This window comes from Pseudomonas sp. 8Z, from assembly GCF_902506535.1.
Classification (GTDB): Bacteria; Pseudomonadota; Gammaproteobacteria; order Pseudomonadales; family Pseudomonadaceae; genus Aquipseudomonas.
This window is the reverse complement of the sequence record NZ_LR733825.1, coordinates 862,506-884,040: the sequence shown is the minus strand read 5'-3', so window position 1 is coordinate 884,040 and position 21,535 is coordinate 862,506. Positions and strand designations below refer to the sequence as shown.

Sequence of the window (21,535 nt, the reverse complement as noted above, 5' to 3'; positions counted from 1 at the left end):
CTCGCTATCCTGCGCAACCTGTCCGGTTTGCGCGCCCGACCAGAAGAGGAACGATGATGAGCGCCCCCGCACAAGCCCTGTTCACCCCCTTTCAACTCGGCACGCTGGCGCTGCCGACCCGCGTAGTCATGGCGCCAATGACCCGTTCCTTCTCGCCTGGCGGCATTCCCGGCGCTGATGTGGTGGAGTATTACCGCCGCCGCGCGGCCGCCGGGGTTGGTCTGATCGTTACCGAGGGCACCACCGTTGGGCACAAGGCCGCCAATGGCTATCCGAACGTGCCGCGCTTCTACGGTGAAGATGCTCTGGCTGGCTGGAGGCAGGTGGTCGATGCCGTGCATGCCGAGGGCGGCAAGATCGTCCCGCAGCTCTGGCATGTGGGTAACGTGCGTAAGCTGGGCACCGAGCCGGATGCCAGTGTGCCGGGCTTTGGGCCGATGGAGAAACTCAAGGACGGCCAGGTGGTGGTGCATGGCATGACTCAGGCCGATATCGATGAGGTGGTGGCCGCCTTCGCCCAGGCTGCGCGCGATGCCAAGGCCATTGGTATGGATGGTGTGGAAATTCACGGCGCCCATGGCTACTTGGTCGATCAATTTTTCTGGGAAGGTAGCAACCAACGTACCGATGGCTACGGCGGTGATCTGGCGGCGCGTTCGCGTTTCGCCATTGAGCTGATCCGGGCGGTGCGTGAGGCCGTTGGCCCGGACTTCCCGATCATTCTGCGTTACTCGCAGTGGAAGCAGCAGGACTACACCGCGCGCCTGGTGCAGACGCCGGAACAACTGGAAGCCTTCCTCAAGCCACTGTCTGAAGCTGGGGTGGATATCTTCCATTGCTCGACCCGTCGTTTCTGGGAGCCGGAGTTCGAAGGCAGCGACCTCAATCTGGCCGGCTGGACGCGCAAGCTCACCGGCAAGCCGACCATCACCGTCGGCAGTGTCGGCCTGGATGGCGAGTTCCTGCAGTTCATGGTCAAGACCGACAAGGTGGCCGAACCGGCCAGCCTTGAAAACCTGCTTGAGCGCCTGAATAAACGGGAATTCGACTTGGTCGCGGTGGGCCGCGCGTTGCTGGTCGACCCGGACTGGGCGTTGAAGGTGCGTGATGGCCGCGAGCAGGAGATCCTGCCGTTCAGCCGCGAGGCGCTGACTACGCTGGTCTGAGCCCGTTTCTATCGGGCGTCGCAAGTCGGCGCCCTGTTTTTCAAGCTCCGGCACATCGGCGCTTTTTTACGCCTGCCTGTCTGAGCGGATGTGCCGTAGGGCGGGTGCAACCCGCCAGATTGTATCAGTGGCGGGTTTCACCCGCCCTACGGGCAAGCTCCGCGTGGGCGCCGAGTTGCGCCTGCGGCTGCATGGCGCTGCGCAGATGCGCCTCGAACTGCGTGACGATGCCGTCCCAGCTCAGGTGGCTGGCATGGCGACGGGCGTTGAGGCGGATGCGCCGCAGTGTTTCTGCATTTTCCAGCGCCTGACACGCGGCTTCGCAAAAGCCGGTTTCATCGCCAGGGCGAGCGACCAGGCCGTTGTGTTCGTGGTGGATATGCTGAGCTGCCGCCGCCTGATCGAAGGCCACTACGCCGAGGCTCGAAGCCAGGGCTTCCAGCACTACGTTGCCGAAGGTTTCCGACAGGCTGGGGAACAGGAACAGATCACCCGAGGCGTAGTGCCTGGCCAACTCTTCCCCACGTTGCAGGCCGCAGAATACCGCGTCGGGCAAGTGCGCCTGGAGGCTGGCGCGCAATGGGCCGTCGCCGACCAGGATCAGGCGCATACGCCGTTGCGGGTAACTGGCCTGCAACTGACGGAAGGCTTTGGTCAGCAGGCCGAGATTTTTCTCCGCTGCCAGGCGGCCGACATGCAGCACGGCCAGATCATCCGCGCCTAACCCCCAACTGGCGCGCAACTGATCACTGCGCTTGCGTGGGTGAAACAATTGGCTGTCGACGCCACGGGCGAGCAAGGCCAGGCGCTCGAACTCACGGCGCTCCAGATCAACCTTCTGCCCGACGCTGGGCACCAGGGTCAGTTGCGTGCGGTTGTGGAACCAGCGCAGGTAGTTGGTCATCGCCCGCGTCAGCAGGCCAATGCCGTAGTGTCCGGTGTACTGCTGGAAGTTGGTGTGAAAGCCGCTGACCACGGGGATCGCCAGGCGCCGTGCGGCGCGCAGCGCAGACAAGCCCAGCGGGCCTTCGGTGGCAATGTAGAGCACATCCGGGCGTTGCCGTTTCCAGCGCCGCAGCAGCTTGTGCATCGAGGTCTGGCCCCATTGCAGGCCGGGGTAGCCGGGCAGCGGCCAGCCACGGGTCAGCAGCAGCTCCGTGTCGGGAGGCGCCGCCGTATCAGTGTTCTGCCGTGGGCGCACCAGTTGCACGCGATGGCCGCGCCCTCGCAGGCCTTCGACCAGGCGCCCGAGGGTATTGGCCACACCGTTGACTTCCGGCGGGAAGGTTTCACTGATCAGCGCGATATGCAGAGACGATGCGTTCATAAACGCAGTCTCTGCCTATGCGATGTAATGTCTGTGACGTTTGCGTTGCTGATTTGTGACGGCTGCGGCTAGCCGCGTTCGCGCACCCAGAACAGGGTCGCACCGGCCACCGCCGCTGGCATCATCAGGATATTCAGGCCTGGCACCAGCAGGGCTGCGTAGGTGATGCCGCCAAAGCTCAGGCTCTGCCAGCGCTTCTCGCGTAGCCAGGCGAGCATCTCGCTCCAGCCCAACTTGTTGTTGTCCGCCGGGTAGTCGATGTATTGCACGGCCATCATCCAGACGCCGAACAGCAGCCACAGCGGTGCGGCGATCAGGTTCACCACGGGGATGAAGCTGAGGATCAGCAGAGCGATGGCGCGTGGCAGGAAGTAGGCCAGTTTGCGCATTTCCCGGCTCAGGGTGCGCGGCACCATGGCGGTCAGCTCGGCGATGCTGAAGGGCGGGAAGTGATCCTCGCCGCGCACCACCACTTCCACTTTCTCGGCGAGAAAACCGTTGAACGGTGCGGCGATGATGTTGGCCAGCAAGGTGAAGGTGAAGAACACCATCAGCAGCACCAGCACCACGAACAGCGGCCAGAGGATGTATTGCAGGAAGCTCAGCCAGCTCGGCAGGGTGGGCATGAAGGTGTCGACCCAGCCGCTGAACTCGTTGACTGCGAAGCCGATCATCAGTGAGAACAGGATCAGGTTGACTGCCAACGGCAGCAGTACGAACAGGCGCAGGCCGGGACTGAGTACCAGCTTGAGGCCTTCGCGCAGGTATTGCGGGCCGGACAGAACGGGAGCGGCGGGCATGATGGCCTCCTGGATGACGATGTGGCGCGACCATACCGATTTCAGCGCGGGGGGGAAAGTTCAGTCACTCAGTCGTCTGTTGGGCTTGATGCCTGGCCAAGGACAACGTGGCCGCGTTGCTCCTTGGCCAGGTACATGGCGCTGTCAGCAGCCTTGACCAGGGTGGTTGGGTCCTTGCCATCGTGCGGACATAGGGCGATGCCGATACTCAGGCTTACGAAGTCGATGCGACGGCCTGCGATGTCGAATGGTTTTTGCAGCGTTTCATTGAGGCGTTCGCCTAGCACCTGTGCGGTTGTGGCATCGGTATTGGCTAGTAGCAGGGTGAACTCGTCGCCGCCGAGGCGGTATAGATTATTGGGTTGGCGCAGGTTGTGCTGCAGGCGCGAGGCGATGGCACGCAGCAGTTCGTCGCCGACATCGTGCCCGAAGCGGTCGTTGACTTGCTTGAAGTGATCGAGGTCGATGAAGAACAGCGCCAGTTGGCTACCGCTGTTCAGACTGTCGGCAATCCGTTGGCGCAAGTGTTCGAGGAAGGCCTTGCGGTTACCCAGCCCTGTGAGGGGGTCTTTATAGGCCAGGGCGTGCAGTTCTCGGCGCTGTGAAACCTGCGCACTGACATCGCGCAAGATGCCGCGATATCCCGCGAATTGGCCAGCACCATTGTGCATCAGCGACAGGCGCGCTTCGAAGTCGCCGAGGCTGCCGTCGCTGCGGCGCAATTGTGTGGTGATGCTGTGCAGGCTGCTGTCGTCGCGTGCGTTGTGCAGATACTGCTGCGCCTTTGGGTGATCGGCGGGTTGTAGCAACAAGGTCAGCGGTTGCCCCAGCAGCTCCTCGCTGCTGTAGCCAAGCGTCTGCAACATCGCGCTGTTGACCCGCTGAAAATGACCGCGCTCGTCCATTTCGAAGTAGCTGTCTTGAATCGATTCGAGAATGGCGCGGTCGCGTTCCTCGCTCTGCTCAAGGCGCTCAAGCATACGATTGAGGGCGCTGCTCAACTGCCCCAGCTCATCCTTGCCGAGGCTAATGAGTCTGGGCAGCTTGGCTTGATCACCGATGCCGTCAATCTCCCGGTTGAGCATTTCCAGGCGCCTGAGCAGCCAAAATTCCAGCCCCAGATAGACGACCACCGCGGCACCGAGAACGATGGCAAAACTGATCGCCAGAAAGAATCCAAGTGCTGCACGACCGCCGCTGTAATTGCTGCGCTTGGTGGTCATGCTCAGCGCCAGTTCCGGTGCCTGCCACTGAGTGTCGATTTGCAGCAGAATGCGCTGTTGGTTGTTGGGTAGTAATTGCCGGGGGCTGACCTTGACGCTGAGTGCCTCATTGCCATGTTTTTGCTGCCAGTCACGGGTGTCGTCGGCCGACATGGGAACGAAGGTGACATTACCGACGAACTGATGCTCCAGTGCCTCTGTGCGTGATGTGTTGAAGAAGCGGCCCGCCATGAAGGTTCCAGCCGCTGGCGCAGTACCGTTGTTGTTGCTGATTGCGCTGCTCAGTATCAGCGCCGGTATGCCGCGAATCAGCACGATCTGCGCTGTGGCGAAGCGCGGGTCACCTTTGGCATCAAGCATGCCCATCTGAGCGCTGCGGCTGTAAAGCTCATTGCGCAAGTCGGCGCGTGTCGGTATGGCCGCGTTGTCGAGCCGCAGCAGTTTGGTGGTGTCGATCGTGGCCCAGCGCTCCAGCAACAGGCGCCCCTGGGCGTCGAACATGGCCATGAAGTCGAAGTCGTAGTTGTCCAGTTCGGTGGCGTCGAGATTCTCCTGCAGATAATCGTCCAGCGGGCTACGCGTCTGTGCCACCTCATAGCTCTGGTTCCACCAGCCATAACTGCGCAACAACTGCGCGGCCTGCTCGATATGACTGAACAGAATGTGTTCTGCCTTGCTGGCGGCGTCGCTGAGCATCTGTTCGTCCTGCAGGTCGAAGCGACGCAGCAGCAGGTGGTTCGACAGAAACTGGACGCTCAGCAGGGTCACTATCAGCAGCGGCACAAAGAGTGAGAACAAGCGTTTGCGCAGGCTCATAGTAGGCTTTATCCCGGTCGTTACAGCCTCAGTATAGTGATGAGTCGAGTTGGCGCTGGATTGATAGGTCTTATCTATCCCAGGCATTGGCGAAGGGTATTTCCGCTTCTGCAGGCGACTCTATAGGCTGTGCTCCAGTTCACGTTTTTGGGGTTTTCAGTTGTAGGAGCCTGTCCCGAGCTCTTTGAAAGCCCTCTTTTATTGCTGCCGACGCAGTGAGTCGGCAAGGAGTCAGCGGTGTCCAGTGTTCATCATGCCCGTGTCATCATTTTGGGCTCTGGCCCGGCCGGGTACAGCGCGGCGGTGTATGCCGCGCGGGCTAACCTGAGGCCGTTGCTGATCACCGGTATGCAGGCTGGCGGTCAACTGACCACCACCACTGAGGTGGACAACTGGCCGGGCGACCCGCATGGGCTGACGGGCCCGGCATTGATGCAACGCATGCAGGAACACGCCGAGCGTTTCGAGACGAAAGTGGTGTTTGATCACATCAATGGCGTGGATCTGGCTGGCAAGCCCTTCACCTTGGTCGGTGACAACGGCACTTACACATGTGATGCGCTGATCGTCGCCACTGGCGCCAGCGCTCGTTACCTGGGGCTGCCGAGCGAGGAAGCGTTCATGGGGCGCGGCGTATCGGCTTGCGCCACTTGCGATGGTTTCTTCTATCGAGGCCGTGAGGTGGCAGTGGTCGGCGGTGGCAATACGGCGGTCGAAGAGGCGCTGTACCTATCCAATATCGCCAGCAAGGTCACACTGATTCACCGCCGTAATGCCTTCCGTGCCGAGAAAATTCTGCAGAACAAACTGCAGGAGCGCGTGGCCCAGGGCAAGATCGAGCTGCAACTCAATGCCGAAGTCGATGAGGTGTTGGGCGATGCCAGCGGTGTTACCGGTGTGCGTCTGAAGCAATACGGCGGCGCCTACCGTGAGTTGCAGGTTGATGGGCTGTTCGTCGCCATTGGGCATACCCCCAATACCAGCCTGTTCGAAGGCCAACTGGAGCTGAGGGACGGCTATCTGGTGGTGAACGGCGGACGCGATGGTAACGCCACCGCTACCGGTGTCCCTGGCGTTTTCGCCGCTGGTGATGTCGCCGATTCGGTGTATCGTCAGGCCATCACCTCGGCTGCTGCCGGCTGCATGGCGGCGTTGGATGTCGAGCGTTACCTCGACGGACATTGATACGCTGCGCAGAGCAAAGCCCCGTCATCGTGAGATGACGGGGCTTTTTTATCGTCTGCTGGTTGAGCGCTATCAGTGCCTGTTGCCATGACGCGGCGAAAAGGCCAGCCAGGCCAGCACGGGGTAGCACAGGTAATGCAGGCTGAAGAGAAACAGGCCCATGGGACTGGGCGTGTCCTGCATGTACATCATGCCCAGCAGGCCTAAATAGAGAAGCCCCAACACGCCGCCATAAAGAGCGCTGAAGCGCCAGCGCTCGGCGTTACTGGGGGCGCGGCCCTGGCGCCAGTGGAACAGCAGCGCCAGGCCAGCGGCGATGGTTGTGGCGATCAGCACGGTGGTGAACACGCCGCCAAGACGCACGAAGGTGCGCAGCAGGGTATTGAGCACAACGGCTGCGCCTACTCCGGCGATGGCGTAATAGCGCACCTGTATATGGACGTTCATAACGAGCGGTTCAGACCGAAGCGTTTGCGCAGCACGTGCTCAAGCAGTGCCTTGGGCAACAGTGCGGCCAGTAGCGGCAGGGCGCGGCTGCCGTTGCCCAGGCGCAGCAGGCGTGGGCGTTTGTCGCGTTGCACGGCCGCCAGCAGTTGCGCGGCGAAATCACGGGCAGGCGTTGGGTTGTCTTGCGAGGCTCTGGCTCGCGCGCGGATGCCCTCACGCAGCGGCCACCAGGGCGAGTCCTCGCGGATCAGGGCTTCGGCCTGTTGGCTGGCGCTGGCGCCGAAGCTGGAGGCGATGGCGCCGGGTTGTACTTCCATCACCTCGATGGCGAAGGGCGCCAGCTCCATGCGCAACGCGTCGCTGAGTGCGTGCACGGCAGTCTTGGACGCGCAGTAGGCGCCGGCGAACGGCGTGACCAGCACGCCAGATACGCTGCCGATATTGACCACCAGGCCACGGCTGCGGCGCAGCAGCGGGAAGAAGGCGCGAGTGACGCCGACGATGGCGACCACGTTGGTTTCGAATTGTCGCTGCATGGCCTCCACGCCGCCGTCGAGCAGTGGGCCCATGGCGCCGTAACCGGCGTTGTTGATCAGCACGTCGAGGCCGCCGATTTCCTCGCTCAGGTGTGTGGCCAGTTGCTGCAGGGCTGCGCCGTCGTTGACGTCGAGCTGTACGGCGTGAAAACCGGCCTGGCTGAGCGCGGCCAGATCCACTTCCTGGCGCGCACTGGCCCAGACGGCGTAACCGGCAGCCTTGAAGGCATCGGCCAGGGCGCGACCGATGCCGCTGGAGCAACCGGTGATCAGGACGCTGGGTTGTGGCATGGCGGGGTTCCTGGGGCAAATGGATGTGCAGCTTAGCACTCGCAGAGGACGCTGCCCGAGTCTGCTCATGCGCGCCTACAGGGGGCAAATCAGCTTGGCAGCGTCAGCACGGGTTAGCGGACGAAGGTGCCTTGCAAGCGTTCGGCGCGAAACTCCAGGGTGTCCGGGCGGTAGCCGCTGCGCAGGTCGGGTAGGGGCAGGCAGTCTTGCCAACTGTCGCCGACCAGCAGGTCACCAGGGCCGTCGTAGCGTGGCGATTCGTACAGGCGCTGGGCCAGATTGGTGGTGGTGCCGGGGCGGTAGGCGGCGATTTCCCAGTGCAGTTCTTGCAGGGCGGCTTCGCTGCCGTTTTTCAGTTGCACGGCCAGCGGTCTGTCGGCTGGGCAATGTGTGGGCGCGTATTGGATGCGCAGTTGCAAATGGGCGAGGTCGCGGGTGTCGCGGTGTTCCTGCCAGAGCACCCAGCAGGCGATCAGGGCAAGGCCAAGCAGCGCCGCTGCCGAGACAGGCAGGGCCTTGGTCGGGTAGCGGATCAGCAGGATCAGCCAGGTAAGGGCGAGTACGGCACCGAAGAGCATGAGCGATAACCTTGATAGGTGTCTGCCGTCATCCTACACAAGGTGGGGGAGGGAGCGGTGGGTGGTGCGTTAGCCGTGATCTGCATGACGGCTAGCGCACCACCCTCGGCTCATTTACTGCGCGGCGGCAACGGCGGCCACTGCATCACTACGGCCATAGACATCTTCCAGGCGTTCGATGTCGTCTTCGCCGAGGTAGGTGCCGGACTGCACTTCGATGATCTCCAGCGGGATCTTGCCCGGATTGGCCAGACGGTGCACCGAGGTCATCGGGATGTAGCAGGACTGGTTTTCGGTGAGCAGGAACTCGCGGTCATCGCAGGTCACCTTGGCCGTGCCGGATACCACGATCCAGTGCTCGGCGCGGTGGTGGTGCATCTGCAGCGACAGTTGCGCCCCCGGCTTGACGGTAATGTGCTTGACTTGGAAACGGCCGCCCATGTCCACCGAGTCGTACGAGCCCCACGGACGGTACACGGCGCAGTGGTTCTGGGTTTCGCTACGGCCCTGCTCGTCGAGCTTGTTGACCAGTTTTTTGACGTCCTGCACGCGATCTTTGTGCGCGATCATCGTGGCGTCTTTGGTATCGACGACGACGATATCGTCCAGGCCGAGCACCGAAACCAGCTTGCCGTTGCCGTGTATCAGGCAGTTGCGGCTGTCTTCGAGCAGTACGTCACCGCTGACGACGTTGCCGGAGGCATCCTTGTCGTGCACTTCCCAGATCGACGACCAGCTACCGACATCGTTCCAGCCAGCAGCCAGTGGTACGACGCAAGCGCGGCTGGTTTTTTCCATTACGGCGTAGTCGATGGAGTTATCCGGGCAGCAAGCGAAGGTCGCTTGGTCGATGGCGATTTCGCCGTCCTTGCGTTGGCTGCGCTCCAGGGCCAGCAGGCAGGTGTCGTAGATGTCCACGTCGTGCTGCTTGAGCTCTTCCAGGAAGCGGCTGGCGCGGAACAGGAACATGCCGCTGTTCCAGAAGTAGTCGCCACTCTGCACGTACTCGCTAGCGCGCTGGGCGTCGGGTTTTTCGACGAAGCTGGCAACGCGCGCCACGCCTTCGGGCAGGTTGCCGTCAGCCGCACCACGGATGTAGCCGTAGCCGGTTTCCGGGCGGTTGGCCGGTACGCCGAACAGCACCATCTCGCCTTTCTCGGCGGCTACGGTGGCCAGCGCCAGGGCCTTGCGGAAGGCTTGTTGGTCATCCAGCACATGGTCGGCCGGCAGTACCAGCATCAGTTCGTCGCGGCCTTCCGCGATAAGTTGCAGGGCGGCCATGGCCACCGCAGGTGCGGTGTTGCGACCAAAGGGTTCGAGCAGCAGTAGTTGCGCCTGCTGGCCAATCTGCTCCAGTTGCTCTTGAACGATGAAGCGGTGCTCCTGGTTAGCGACCAGTACCGGCGGCTGTATGCCCTCGATGGAAAGGCGCTGCAGGGTTTGCTGGAACAGGGTCTTATCGCCAGTCAAGGCGAGGAACTGCTTGGGATACAGCTTGCGCGAAAGAGGCCAGAGTCGGGAGCCGCTGCCACCGGAAAGGATGATGGGGGTCATGATGTGTCTCTCCTTAACCTTTGATCGAGATGGATGCCCGTGTCGTGTCGGTGCGGCGTGTGCCCGCCGTTTCCCTTGTTCTAAAAAACTGTTGCCTTAACCATCGATGGGGCGCTTGACCCACACCGGCGATAACTTGCCTTGGCCACCGGTGACGAACAGGCTGACGACTTCGCCGCGTTCGAGGGTGACGGGTTTCAGATCTGTGATTTTCTTGTCGCCAGCAAACAGCGCCAAGCCGACTTTCACCGGATTGATTTCGCGATCGCCACGACCGTTCGGGGCGACGTCGGCGACCACGGCAGTCTTGCCGTCAGCGGTTTTCACGCTGAGTTTGCTGTCGCTGAGGTTCTGCACGCGCAGCATGGCTTTTTGCTTGTTGGTAAAGGCCGGTTCTTCGACCAGACGCGGGGCGCTGCCGGTCTGGTTGACCAAGGTGTAGTAGTGCGCCGATTCCAGCTTCACCGGCAGCGCGGTGCTGCCAACCTGGGCCTGGTAGCTACCAGCCGGGAGGAATTTGAAATCACTGGAACCCAGCGGGGCGACCTGCTTGAGCTGCACGTCGCCGACGCTGACGTCGAGTTCGGAGTTGCCGGCGTTGTAAGCCCGTACGAAGGTCGAGCCTTTGGGGGCCTGCGGGCCATAGAGGGCAGCATCACCTGCGTGTGCCTGAACTACGCCCAAGCTGAGGCTCAGGGCGCAAGCAGCAAGGGTCATGCGGCGAAAAGTATTGGGGGTCTTCATGATGAGGTCATCCTCCTTAAAGGTGATTCAGCGGCTGGCCGAAGCCAGCTTCTGTTGCTTGCCATCCGCTTTGAGCGCGGCGATCCAGTTAGGTTCGAAACCTTTCAGATCAGCGGCCATCGGCAGGTAGCGCTCGGGGAATTCCCAGATCACCAACTGCGGCGGATTGTTTTTCAGCTCGTCGCTTTGCAGGTACTTGAGCATCGGCACCAGCGGGCCCTGGCCTTCTTCGGCTTGATTGGTCAGGTCACGCTTGAGGTGCTGGCGCAGGGCACCGGCAAAGTTCCAAGAGGGGTTGGCGCTGTAGCTGGTGCCGACCAGCGCTACTGGCAGGTCGCTGTCGCCGAACAGGTCGTCACCACTGGCCTGAGCGCTGTGGGTCTCGCGTAGGTGCAGGTTGTCAGGCGCTGGCAGCAGGTTGTCGAACAGCGGGGCCAGCGGCAGGAAGTGAGTCAGATCGCCTTCATGCTCGCGTGTCTGCACCGTCTCGGTGACGAACTCCTGCGGCTCGCCGCGCAGTGGCACGGCGCTATTGATCACCTCGCTGAGGGCCTGCGCAGCGACATCGGCACCTTCCGGCGTCCAGTGCGTATCGGTACGCAGGAACATTTGCGCGTTCTGCTTGCCCGCTTGCAGTGGGCCGAGCAGATCCGGCGCGGCGATACCGGCTTCACGCACGGCGCTGTGGAAGCGCGGGTAGAGGCTGTCCTGCTGGGCGCTGGGGTGATGCTCGCCAGTGTGTTCCGGGTACAGGCGGGTCTTGGCCGGGACGATGGCCAGCAGCAGATGGACGTTTTGTTTATGCAACTGCTGCTGTACGCCGCGAATCAGATCCAAGTTGTCGCGAATCTGCCGCTGGCCGTTGGCCACCGGGTCGAACTCTTCATCCGAGTACAGCCAGCCGTCTTCACCAATCACCAGGCCGGCGCGGCCTTCGCCGAACGCCAGGTACTCCAGCGCGGCCCAGAGGTTGATGCCGATTTGCTTCAGCGGAAACTGCTCGTCGTAGTAATGCTCGAAGCTGCGGGTCAGCTCGCCATCGAGCAGATCCGGGTTGTTGGGCGCGCGGTAGCCGCCGAGTTTTGCCAGCGCCAGCAGGCTGGTGCAAAGCATGACCAGGATGAACAGGGCGACGTGAAGGGTCTTGAAAGTACGACTCATGACAGTGCCTCCGTTCAGAACTGGAAGTAGAGGAAAGCGGAGTAGCTCTGCGCCGAGAGCTTGAGTAGCGAGGCGCAGAACAGCAGGAGCAGGGCGCCTTGCACGATCAGTGCACGGCTATGCACGCGGCTCATCACGCCAGCACCGCTGGCCAGTAGCGTGGCGCCAGCGTTGCCGTTTTGGGCCTGGCGCTGAGCCATGAACTGGCGCGCACCATTGACCACGATTACCACCCAGGCCAACACCAGGGTGACGATCTGCAGGCTGCTGATCTGCGCCAGGGTCAGCTCGCTCAGGTGCCAGTTGCTGAAGCTGAACAGGGCGGCGTACATACGCCCGGCCACTTCCAGGTTTTCGGCGCGGAAGATCACCCAGCCGAGCATCACCAGCAGCAAGGTGAAGGCCCACTTCAACAGGTTGAACGAGGTCGGCGCGGCCTTCACGCCCAGGGCGCGTTCGATGGCCAGCCAGGTGCCGTGCCAGGCACCCCAGATCAGGAAAGTCCAGTTGGCGCCGTGCCAGAAGCCGCCCAGTAGCATGGTCAAGAACAGGTTGCGATAGGTGTTGAAGGTGCCGTGGCGGTTGCCGCCCAGCGGCACGTAGAGGTAGTCGCGCAGCCAGGTCGACAGGCTGATGTGCCAGCGTCGCCAGAACTCGGTGATCGACTGGCTGATATACGGTTGGTTGAAGTTCTCCATGAAGCGGAAACCCATCATCAAACCCAGGCCGATGGCCATGTCGCTGTAGCCAGAGAAGTCGAAGTAGAGCTGCGCGGTGTAGGCGATCATGCCCAGCCAGGCGTCGCCGGTGCTGGGGTTTTCCAGGGCGAAGCAGTGGTCGACCAGCGGTGCCAGGCTGTCGGCGATGAACACCTTCTTGACGAAACCCTGCATGAAGCGCGTGGCACCTTCGCTGAACTTGTCCAGGCTGTGTGTGCGGTCGGTGAACTGGTCGGCCAGATCCTTGTAGCGCAGTACCGGGCCGGCGATGAGCTGGGGGAACAGGGCGATGAACGCGGCGAAGTTGATCAGGTTGCGCGTTGGCTCGGTGTCCTTGCGGTACACGTCGATCAGGTAGCTGATCGACTGGAAGATGTAGAAGGAAATACCGATCGGCAGAATCACCGAGGTCAGCACGAAGGGCTCCAGGCCCATGGATTCGAGCACGGCGTTGATGTTGGCGACGCCGAAGTTGGCGTACTTGAAGTAGCCCAGCGTAGCCAGGTTACCGATGACCCCGGCGACCACCCATTTGCGTGCCACTTCGGTACCGGCATGAGCGTGAATGCGCAGGCCGAAGACGTAGTTCCACAGCGTCACGGCGGCGAACAGCAGGAGAAAGTCCACTCGCCACCAGGCGTAGAAGGTGTAGCTGCCAATCAGAATGAGCAGATTGCGCCCGCGATTCGGGCACAGGTAGTACAAGCCGAGAAAGATCGGCAGGAACAGGAACAAAAAGACGTTGGATGAAAAGACCATCCTGTTTCTCCGTGAATACCTGGGGCAACGCCCCCCTTTCCCCCCACGCGTGGAGGGTTTGTTTTGTTACGCCCAGTAGGAGCCGATTCATCCGCGAAAATCGCGGCTAAAACGGAATGCCGCCCAGCCGCTCCTACGGTTTTTCGAATACCTGAGTCACTTCTCCGCCAAGGCGGAAGCTGTTGAACGGCCCCATGTCCTTGCGCAGCTCTTGAGCTTTGGCGCTGCAGTCATAGAGGCTGCAATAGGGCGCCAGCCAGGCGTATTTGTAGTCCTTGCGCAGCTCGCTCATGTCCTGCTTGGCGCCGCTGCGCTGGGCAAAGGCTTGTGGATCTTGCGCGCCTTGCAGCACGCGTTCGGCCAGGCGTTGCAGGGCGTTATGGTTTTCACTACGCAGGTCGACGCCATTGGCCTGGGCGAAGGCGGCGACCATCGCCAGCGGTGGCAGGGCATAGTTGTGATAGGCCAGGGCGCGTTGGCGGCGGCGCATTTCGTTGGCCAGGAAGCCATCGCTATCGACTTGGTTGGCGGCGACGCGAAATTGATCCACAGACCAGTCGAACAGGTCGCGGCGGTCGCTGATCACTGCGGTGGCCATCACCGACCAAGCGGCCCAGTAGCTGTGGTTGTTGATCTTCTTCAGTGGCAGGTTGCTCCATTCGTGCACCGTGCGATCGGCCAGGTTGACGAACCAGCGCTCGATACGCGCACTTTCCTGCGGGTAGTCCTTCAGCGGTTGCGATTCGGAGAACTTCAGGCGCAGCCAGGCGCCGGCCAGGCTGCCGAGCGCCCATTTGCGCATCGACTTGCCGGTGTGGTTGAACTGCTCGGACTCCAGGGCATCAGCGCTGGCCCAGCGGTCGATCCATGCGATGGCGCAGTCCAGGCGCTCGCGCTGTCCGGTACGCATGTAACCGGTGATCATCTGCCCGGCTTCTTTCTCCAGGCGGTTGATGTCAGCGGTCTGATCGCGGAAGTTCTTTTCCGCTTTGGCATTGAGCGTGGCACGCGCGCTGTCGGAGCCGGCGTACTTGCTGGTGAATTGCATCTCGCCGGTATAGGGCTGGGGAATGGCCGGGCAGGTCGGGGCTTGGCCGTCGCGCTGCTCTACGGCTGCGCGATAACCGACGGGGGGCTGCAAGGCGGCCTGCGCCGCACTGCTGAGCAGCAGTGCGGTGAACAGGGCCAGTGGCGAGAGTTTGTGCATGGCTAACCTCAGCTTTCGGTGGCGTTGTGGGCGACCTGCTGGCCATTACCGGATGGCCGTTGGCACAAGCTGGCCTGCACCTTGACGTCATCGGCGCTGTCCTCGGGCTTTTGTATTTCCAGGGCGAAGAAGTTTTCGTTGCCCCAGCCCGGCTCGTCGCGTAGCTCGAAGGTGAAGCGGCCATCGGTGTCGACGGTGTTGGTCTTCTCCAGCTTGAGCTGTTCTCGTTGACCGTTGAGATACCAGATGGTTGCGTCGATGCGCTTGATCGAGGTGTCGCTGAAGCGCAGGTCGAGTTGGTGACGGTTGCCGGGCAGGGTCAGCAGCTTGTTCTGGCCGTTGACGAGGATTTCGTTGTTGCCTGGGCGCAGGCGCGTTTCCTTGCTGAGCAGTTCGGTCTGGCCACTGCAGCCATTGCTCAGGGCAGCCATCATCTGGCGATGGATCTTGTCCGAGGCCAGGTCATAGAGCGGCGAGAACTCCCAGATGATGACCTTCGGCGGGTCGTTCTGGAACGAGTCGCTGGCCAGGTATTCGAGCATCGAGCCTTCCAGGCCGCCGCCGGGGAAGGCGACGTTGAGCACATCGGTGCCGAGGTTCTGTTCGAGGAAGCCGCTGAAGTTGTAGTTCTTGCCACTGTGGCTGGTGCCGACCAGGGTGACCTTCGGCGTGCTTTCGTCGCCGAACAGGGCGTCGCCGCCGCTGGTGTCCTTGGGCTCGGTGAGGAACTGGTCGACGTACTGCACGGCATAACCGGTGCCGCACAGTTGGCTGGCGACATTCTGCATGGTGCCGGTCTTGCCCATCAGGCCGATGCGCTGGGTGACAAATTCTTTCTGTGGAATATCTGCGAAGCCTGGGATGCGCTTGACCGTTTCGGCCACCAGACGCGCGGTGCGTTCGGCGCCGTAGGGCGTCCAGTGCTGGTCGCGGCGGAAGTAGAACTCTTTGGCGTCCTTCTCGTCGGTAAGCGGGCTCAGATCCGGCACCCAGATACCCAGTTGCTCGAAGCGCGCCAGGGTCTGGCGGTAGTTGCGCAGCGCCTTGTCGTAGTCGAAGCGCTGGTAATCTTCGGGTGCGAGTTTTTCCCGATTGACCAGGCCGCGGGTCGGTTGGTAGACCACCACCAGCTCCACACCGCGTTGCTTGAGGCCGTCGCGCAGTTCCTTGAGGTAGCGATAGCCTGTGTCGTTGGTGCCAAACTCGGTACGCAGGTCTTCCACGCTGCGGAACAACCAGCCTTCGCGGGCGTCGCGCAGGGTGACGAAGTTCTTCATGTAGTTGGTGGTGTAGTTGCTGGCGTCATGTGCCGCCGGGCACAGCGAGCAGCAGTCCTCCACCTGATACTGCGGTGCCTGTTGCTCCTGGGCTTGCAGCAGGCCGCCGTAGGCGGCGCAGGTTACCGCCAGGGCGAGGGTCTTGAGTTTCGATACGCTCATTCTTGGGCCTCGTCAGTTGGTCATCTGCTCGGGGTCGATGGGGTCGATCAGCACGGGCTGGCGCTTGCGCAGCAGCAGGTCGAGGATCTCGTCTTGTTTCTCGCCGAGAATGCCGGCCAGTTGGATGCCGGTGCTCTTGCTCGGGGCGAGCATCTTCACGCGGTACAGTTCGACCGATAGCGGCGAGTCGATGTTGATTGGGCTGGAGCCGTTACCGGCCAGCGTGCCGCCGACGATGATCATGGAGATCTTGGCGTCATAGGGGTCGAGCTGCAGGTTACGGCCGGTGCCTGAGAGGTCCTTGATGTGGCCGTATACGCCGGTTAGCTGGTTGAGCGCCGAGAGATTTTCGTAAAGGCGGATGTTCTCGCTGTTACGAATGCGGATGCCATGACGCTTGTTGCTCAGTACCTGATTGCCCCACAGCAGGTTGTCGCCACTCTCGTACAGGGTGATGCCGTCGGAGTAGTTTTCATACGTCTTGTTGTAGGCGATGACGTTGCGCACGCTGTCACGGTCGATGACGATGCCGGAGAGCTTGTTGTCGTAGCTCTTGTTGTTGATGATCCAGCTATCGTTGACCTCACGGGAGATGATGATGCCGTGCTTCTTCTTGGTACCGAACACGGTGTTGTCGGCGATGATCAGGCCGTGCGAGCGGTCGTGCGGGTCGATGCCGTAGACGATGTTGTCGCGGTAGGTGTTGCCCTTGATCACGATGTTCTGCGCTTCGTAGCAGTAGAACCCGTACCAGTGGTCGACGAACTCCGAGTCGATCAGCCAGCCGGTCGGCTCGGGACGCTGCAGGATTTTGTGCTGGTTCGGCGTGTACTGGGTAATCGACACACCATAGGACTTGGAGTTGCTGTAACCCAAGCTGGTTATCACGCTGCTGGCGATGTACAGCTCGCTACCGCCCCAGGACACCAGGAACGGGCGAAATTCCTTAGGATCGCGGAAGGTCGCCGGGCCGTTGTCGGCCTCACGCCAGGCGGTGACGCGGGTGTCGGTAATGAACATCAGGCCATCGTTGACCAGGAACGAGCCGCGCTCCTGCGACAGGCGCAGTTCGTTGGTTTCCTTGCCGACGTGCAGCGTGGCGTTTTGCGCCACCACGATCGGCAGGCGCGCGAGGTAGACCCCCGGCGCCTGTTCGGCGAACTGGCTGTCGGGCAGTGCATCGGCGATGTCCTGCGGCGTGACCAGACCGCCTTCGATGAAGATGGCCTGGGGCATGCCTTGCTGGCGCTTGATCCACTCACGCAGACGCTCGTTGCCGCCGGTGAAGTCCTTCAGCGCGTCCTGGCGCAGCATGCGCCGCACCACGACTTTACCTTTCGCGCTGTGCGGAATCTTGGCCAGCACGGCCTCTTTGGTATAACCGGACAGATCCGGCAGCTTGGGCGCTTCCATGTGCAGCTCATCGGCTGGAGCGCTGCGCACGCGGTAGTCCAATTGCGGCTGCTGTTCTGCTTGCGCTGGCTGGTCGGCCAGGGCCAGTGGCGCTGTGAGGCACAGGGCACTGAGCAACAGGGGTAAGGCTAAGCCGTTAGATTGCATGATCCGATCCCTCAGAAACGCCAGATGAAGTCGACGAAGGCGCGGTGCATCACCGAGTCGGTGCCGCTGCCATAGGCATCGCCTGGCAGGAACACGCCGGCGCGCAGGCGCACCAGGGCCGAACGCTCGTCCAGTTGCTCGGCGACCGCCGCTGGCAGCAGGCCTTGCTTGAAGTAGCGGGTGAGCACCAGGTCGACTTCCTGGCCGATGTCTTTTTCGCCATCTACCAGCGGCGCAGTGATGCCGTTGTCGCCGACGTCCTGATTGCTGTCGACACGCCAGAAGCGGTGGTAGACCAGGCTGGCGTCATAGTTTTCGTTCAACTCCCAGGAGCTGAATGCGCTGGCCACTTGCAGGTTGGACAGCTCGCCGCGGAAGGCTTCGCCGTAACGATGCAGGCGCGATTCGACGCCGGTGAAGTTGGCGCGGTTGCTCTGCAGACCGGTCTGCATGAACTGCTTCGATTTATTTTCGTCACCGCCGCCGCTACCGCGTGCGTAGGCCGCACCGACTTTCCACTGATCGTCGAGGTCGTAACGCAGGCCCAGATCCACGGCCCAGGCGTCGACGTCCTGGCTGCGCGAGCCGGTGGCGACGCGGTTGTTGCCCACCACTTGCTGCTGCAGTTGATCGGTGTCGCCTTTGAGCAGGGTGACCTGCGCCCAGTAGTTGAGGCGGTTACGCGAGTTGCGCTCGAAGAAGCCGCCGTCGGCGTGCAGGCCGAACCAGGTCAGGTCGCCGGTATAGCGCTTGCTCAACTCGTCGATACGCTCGCCGGGGCGCGCCAGGCTGCCGTCGTCGCGGCTGTGATGCAGGTTGGCACCGATGCGGTGGCCTGGCGTCCACTGGTAGTCGAGGCCGGCGAAGAAGTGGCGACGATCCTCGTCTTCGGGGGCCAGATCATCGAGGTCAGTGCGGTATTCGGAGAAACGCTCGGCGACGCCGACTTTGGCCTGCAGTAGGGTGGTGTCGAACTGCCATTGCACGGCTTCGATGTTGCTGTCCATCCAGGCGCCGTCATCGCTACGCAGGCGTTGGCGGCCGACGCGCAGGTGCTCACCGGGGTAGGCGGTTAGGCCGCTGTAGTCGACCCAAAATTCGCGCATGGCCAGGTAGCTTTTGTCCGGTTGGCGGGCGTCGCTGTTCTGATCGGCGGTTTGGTCATCGCTTTGCAGCGTGTCGGTTTCGACGATGTCGGTGGCGGTGACCGCCTGGCCCATGGCGAAGGCGCTCCAGTCGCCACGCTCGCCATAGACCCAGGGGCGCAGATCGAGGCCGAGACCGTTGACATCGCCGCCACTGCGGGTGCCCAGGTCACGGTCGTCTTCCGATTGCGCGGTAATCTTCACATCCAGACCGAAGTTCTTCGGCGCATCCGCCGCCCAGGCTGCGCTCGCGGCCAGCAGGCTGGCGCTCAGGCCCAACTGAGTAACGATACGATTGAACTGCATGCGGGAATCCTTGTTCATGGCTGGCTGACCTGCAGGGCGGCCTGCTGCTGCAGGACGTTGCCGCGTACCTGGCGCTCTTCACGCAGCAGGCGCTGGCCTTCAGCCAATTGGGCTGGGGTCAGGTTCTGGGCGATGCTATCGGCCAGTTCTTGGGCCTGCGGCGTCTGGCGCGGCAGCGCCAGTTGGCTGAAGACGTAGGCGTTGACCGGGTTTGGCTTGATACCGCGGCTCTGGCTGTACATCTGCGCCAGGGCAAAATCGGCGCTGAGCTGGCCTGCACGGGCGGCGCTGAGCAGGTGGTCGAGGGCTTTTTGCGCATACACCTCACCGAGGTAGCCGCGCAGGTAAAGTTGGCCCAGGTAGTAGTTGGCGCTGGGCTCGCTAGGCGCGGCTTTGCGCAGGTGCTCCTCGGCTTTGTGCGGCTCTTGCGGCAGCAGTTTGCCTTCGTAGTACAAACGCCCGAGCAGCAGCTCTGCACGCGGCAAGGCGGCCTCGCGGCCCTTGTCCAGGTAGCCGAGCAGGGTTTCGGTATCGCCCTGTTGTGGGTAGTCGTAGAGTAGGCGTGCCAGGCTGACCCAGGCAGCCGGATAATCCGGGGCGATGACTTCGAGCAGTTCCTGGGCGCGTTGCGGTTGCGGTTGGCCCAGTTCGGCATCGCTTAGCACATGTGCCACGGCCTCGACTTGGTTGGGCGAGACGCGCCCGGCGCGGTAGCCAGCGAGCAGGCGCTCGGTCAGCGCCTGGCGGGCATCTTCACGGTTCTGCTTCTGATAGACCTCGGCCAGTTCGGCGTAGCAGGCTTCTTCCTGAGTCAGGCGTTGCTCGCAGATGCGCTCGATCTCGGCGAGGTGCTGATCGTAGGAGCCTTCGCTGCGGTACAGGAGAATCTGCGCCAGCTCGGCCTGTGGTCGGCCTTCTTGGCGCCAATCATGGATACGCTGGGCGACATTCATGGTGGGGAAGTCCTGTGGGTAGAACAGGTAAAGTTCTGCCAGTGGCAACAGTGCGCTGGGTTCACCGGCGCGGCTGGCGCTTTCCAGCAACTGAGCGGCCTCGCGGCGCTCGGCCAGGCTACTGCCGGGCTTACGCGCCAGCAGCTTGCCCAGGCGCGCTTCGGCGCGCGGCGAACCATCCAGGGCCTGGCGGTAGATGCGTTCGGCTGCATCCAGGTCCTGGGTCTGGCCACCGGCGGCGTAGATGTCGGCCAGGCCGATCTGCGCGTCGCTGTAGCCCATGTCAGCCAACTGACGGAAATTCAACTCGGCGGTCTGCTGGTCACCGTTTTGCAAGGCCTCGCGGGCCAGGCGCTCATCCGGTAGACCTGCGCAGCCGGCCAGCGTGGCGCTGACCGCTAGACCGAGCAGGGCAGGGCGAAGAAGGGGCATGGTCACGGCTGACCCTCCTTAGCGGCCTGCCGCGACAGCTTGATCGACCAGGCCGCCCAGCGACGGGCCGCGATCGATGACCACATCCACCGGCTGCCCGGCGAGGCTGGCTGGCAGGGTCTCATTCGGCTTGATCACGACGCGGATGTCCGAGCTCAGGCCGCCGTCATGCAGGGCGCTGCTGACAATCTGGCCGTGGCGCGCTTCGTCTTCACCTGCCACTTTGAAGGTTACCGGCGTGCCAGGACGCGCCTGCTCCAGGTTGCGGTAGGCGAAGCTGGCGCTGACAGTGGCTACGCCGTCCTGCGGTACCAATTCGAAGATCACGTCACCCTTGCTGGCGAATTGGCCGTCGGCCACCAGTTGGCGCGATACCTTGCAATTGCAGGGGCTGGTCAGAGTGCCCTGCATTTCACGGGAGAACAGCTCCTCGACCTGGCTCGGTTCGAGCTGATCGTCATTGAGGTGCCCCTTGAGCATCTCCAGCATGCTGGTGGTGAAGGTGGCGATGGGAGCGCCTTTTTCTACTACACCATCGGGCTGTACCAGGGCTTGCACGCTGCCTTCGCGCGGCATGGTCACTTGCAGGGCCGGGAGGCTGATCTGCGCCGATTTGGCGTGGGTGACGAAGTACAGGCCATACACCGACTTGCCGATATAGCCGAAGGCCGCCAGGCCGATGAGGAAGATGGCGCCGCTGAAGGTCACTGCACGCAGGCGACCGAATACGCCCATGCCGCCACCTGCACCGTTCTTGCGGGCTTTGGTGAAGTTGTCGCGCTGCAGGATGTGCAGCACTTCGCCAACATTGACCAGCTCACCGGCCAGGTGAGCGCTGATCAGGTGACGCAGGGCGGCTGCTTCACGCGCGCCGATGTTGTGGAACTGGCAGCCGACACGATTGTGCTCCGGTTGCACGGCGTTGACCTGGAACTCGACGTCCAGGCCCAGGACGAGGCTGTCGAGTTGGAACTGCAACTGGCCTCGGTGGAAGTCACCGATCTTGTGCGTGTTTTTTTCGCTGGTGAAGCTGAAACCACCGGCAGAAACATCCTGCAGGCGTGCATCGATGCGTTCACCTTGGGCGTTGGTATAGCGCAGGCGGCCGGGCAGCTTGACGCGGGCATGCTGGCGCTGGGCTTCGGACTCATGGACAACGTTGAGATTGGCTGCGGAGTTCATGATGG

Annotated in this window: 18 protein-coding genes; 2 read left to right on the top strand and 16 right to left on the bottom strand. The window is 62.4% G+C overall.

All coding sequences use genetic code 11. The features are described from left to right. Window positions 1-56 precede the first annotated feature (56 nt). Window positions 57-1,166, top strand: a complete 1,110-nt coding sequence (locus tag AERO9A_RS08240) for an NADH:flavin oxidoreductase (protein WP_159971416.1) — start codon at window positions 57-59, stop codon at window positions 1,164-1,166. 124 nt (window positions 1,167-1,290) lie between these two features. Here AERO9A_RS08240 and AERO9A_RS08235 read toward each other — a convergent pair whose 3' ends face one another. The 3 genes from AERO9A_RS08235 to AERO9A_RS08225 form a co-directional block, all read right to left on the bottom strand. Next, the gene (locus AERO9A_RS08235; RefSeq protein WP_159971415.1) at window positions 1,291-2,493 is read right to left on the bottom strand and encodes a glycosyltransferase family 1 protein; all 1,203 of its coding nucleotides are present in this window, start codon (window positions 2,491-2,493) and stop codon (window positions 1,291-1,293) included. 68 nt (window positions 2,494-2,561) lie between these two features. Then, entirely contained in the window at window positions 2,562-3,293 is a 732-nt protein-coding gene (gene cysZ / locus AERO9A_RS08230) for a sulfate transporter CysZ (protein ID WP_159971414.1), read from the bottom strand. Between the two features lie 68 nt (window positions 3,294-3,361). After that, window positions 3,362-5,332, bottom strand: a complete 1,971-nt coding sequence (locus AERO9A_RS08225; protein ID WP_159971413.1) for a diguanylate cyclase domain-containing protein — start codon at window positions 5,330-5,332, stop codon at window positions 3,362-3,364. Window positions 5,333-5,569: 237 nt separating this feature from the next. On the opposite strand from AERO9A_RS08225, the gene trxB reads away from it, so the two are divergent. Next, the gene (gene trxB / locus AERO9A_RS08220) at window positions 5,570-6,517 is read left to right on the top strand and encodes a thioredoxin-disulfide reductase (RefSeq protein ID WP_159971412.1); all 948 of its coding nucleotides are present in this window, start codon (window positions 5,570-5,572) and stop codon (window positions 6,515-6,517) included. Between the two features lie 72 nt (window positions 6,518-6,589). On the opposite strand, the gene AERO9A_RS08215 is transcribed toward trxB, so the two are convergent. The 13 genes from AERO9A_RS08215 to AERO9A_RS08155 form a co-directional block, all read right to left on the bottom strand. After that, window positions 6,590-6,964, bottom strand: a complete 375-nt coding sequence (locus AERO9A_RS08215) for a hypothetical protein (RefSeq protein WP_159971411.1) — start codon at window positions 6,962-6,964, stop codon at window positions 6,590-6,592. Then, complete coding sequence (locus AERO9A_RS08210) at window positions 6,961-7,791, bottom strand: SDR family oxidoreductase (protein WP_159971410.1); 831 nt, start codon at window positions 7,789-7,791, stop codon at window positions 6,961-6,963. Before AERO9A_RS08210 ends, AERO9A_RS08215 begins: the two co-directional genes overlap by 4 nt. A gap of 113 nt (window positions 7,792-7,904) precedes the next feature. Continuing rightward, complete coding sequence (locus AERO9A_RS08205; RefSeq protein ID WP_159971409.1) at window positions 7,905-8,369, bottom strand: multidrug transporter; 465 nt, start codon at window positions 8,367-8,369, stop codon at window positions 7,905-7,907. Between the two features lie 114 nt (window positions 8,370-8,483). Further along, window positions 8,484-9,923, bottom strand: a complete 1,440-nt coding sequence (locus AERO9A_RS08200) for a mannose-1-phosphate guanylyltransferase/mannose-6-phosphate isomerase (RefSeq protein WP_159971408.1) — start codon at window positions 9,921-9,923, stop codon at window positions 8,484-8,486. A 96-nt stretch (window positions 9,924-10,019) separates the two neighbouring features. Beyond that, the gene (locus AERO9A_RS08195) at window positions 10,020-10,667 is read right to left on the bottom strand and encodes an alginate O-acetyltransferase AlgF (protein ID WP_159971407.1); all 648 of its coding nucleotides are present in this window, start codon (window positions 10,665-10,667) and stop codon (window positions 10,020-10,022) included. A 27-nt stretch (window positions 10,668-10,694) separates the two neighbouring features. Continuing rightward, on the bottom strand, window positions 10,695-11,828 hold the full coding sequence (locus tag AERO9A_RS08190) for an alginate O-acetyltransferase (protein ID WP_159971406.1): 1,134 nt from the start codon (window positions 11,826-11,828) through the stop codon (window positions 10,695-10,697). Window positions 11,829-11,842: 14 nt separating this feature from the next. Continuing rightward, window positions 11,843-13,306 carry an MBOAT family protein gene (locus tag AERO9A_RS08185; RefSeq protein ID WP_159971405.1) on the bottom strand — a complete coding sequence of 488 codons (1,464 nt, stop codon included), beginning with the start codon at window positions 13,304-13,306 and terminating at the stop codon, window positions 11,843-11,845. Between the two features lie 133 nt (window positions 13,307-13,439). Then, the gene (locus AERO9A_RS08180; protein WP_159971404.1) at window positions 13,440-14,513 is read right to left on the bottom strand and encodes a mannuronate-specific alginate lyase; all 1,074 of its coding nucleotides are present in this window, start codon (window positions 14,511-14,513) and stop codon (window positions 13,440-13,442) included. 8 nt (window positions 14,514-14,521) lie between these two features. After that, complete coding sequence (locus tag AERO9A_RS08175) at window positions 14,522-15,952, bottom strand: alginate O-acetyltransferase (RefSeq protein ID WP_159971403.1); 1,431 nt, start codon at window positions 15,950-15,952, stop codon at window positions 14,522-14,524. A gap of 12 nt (window positions 15,953-15,964) precedes the next feature. Next, the gene (algG, locus tag AERO9A_RS08170) at window positions 15,965-17,512 is read right to left on the bottom strand and encodes a mannuronan 5-epimerase AlgG (protein WP_159971402.1); all 1,548 of its coding nucleotides are present in this window, start codon (window positions 17,510-17,512) and stop codon (window positions 15,965-15,967) included. An 11-nt stretch (window positions 17,513-17,523) separates the two neighbouring features. Then, window positions 17,524-18,963 (bottom strand): alginate export family protein, encoded by a 1,440-nt coding sequence (locus AERO9A_RS08165; protein WP_159971662.1) that lies wholly within the window; start codon window positions 18,961-18,963, stop codon window positions 17,524-17,526. A 14-nt stretch (window positions 18,964-18,977) separates the two neighbouring features. Further along, the gene (gene algK / locus AERO9A_RS08160; RefSeq protein WP_159971401.1) at window positions 18,978-20,354 is read right to left on the bottom strand and encodes an alginate biosynthesis TPR repeat lipoprotein AlgK; all 1,377 of its coding nucleotides are present in this window, start codon (window positions 20,352-20,354) and stop codon (window positions 18,978-18,980) included. A gap of 12 nt (window positions 20,355-20,366) precedes the next feature. Further along, window positions 20,367-21,530 (bottom strand): alginate biosynthesis protein Alg44, encoded by a 1,164-nt coding sequence (locus AERO9A_RS08155; RefSeq protein WP_159971400.1) that lies wholly within the window; start codon window positions 21,528-21,530, stop codon window positions 20,367-20,369. Window positions 21,531-21,535: the final 5 nt, after the last annotated feature.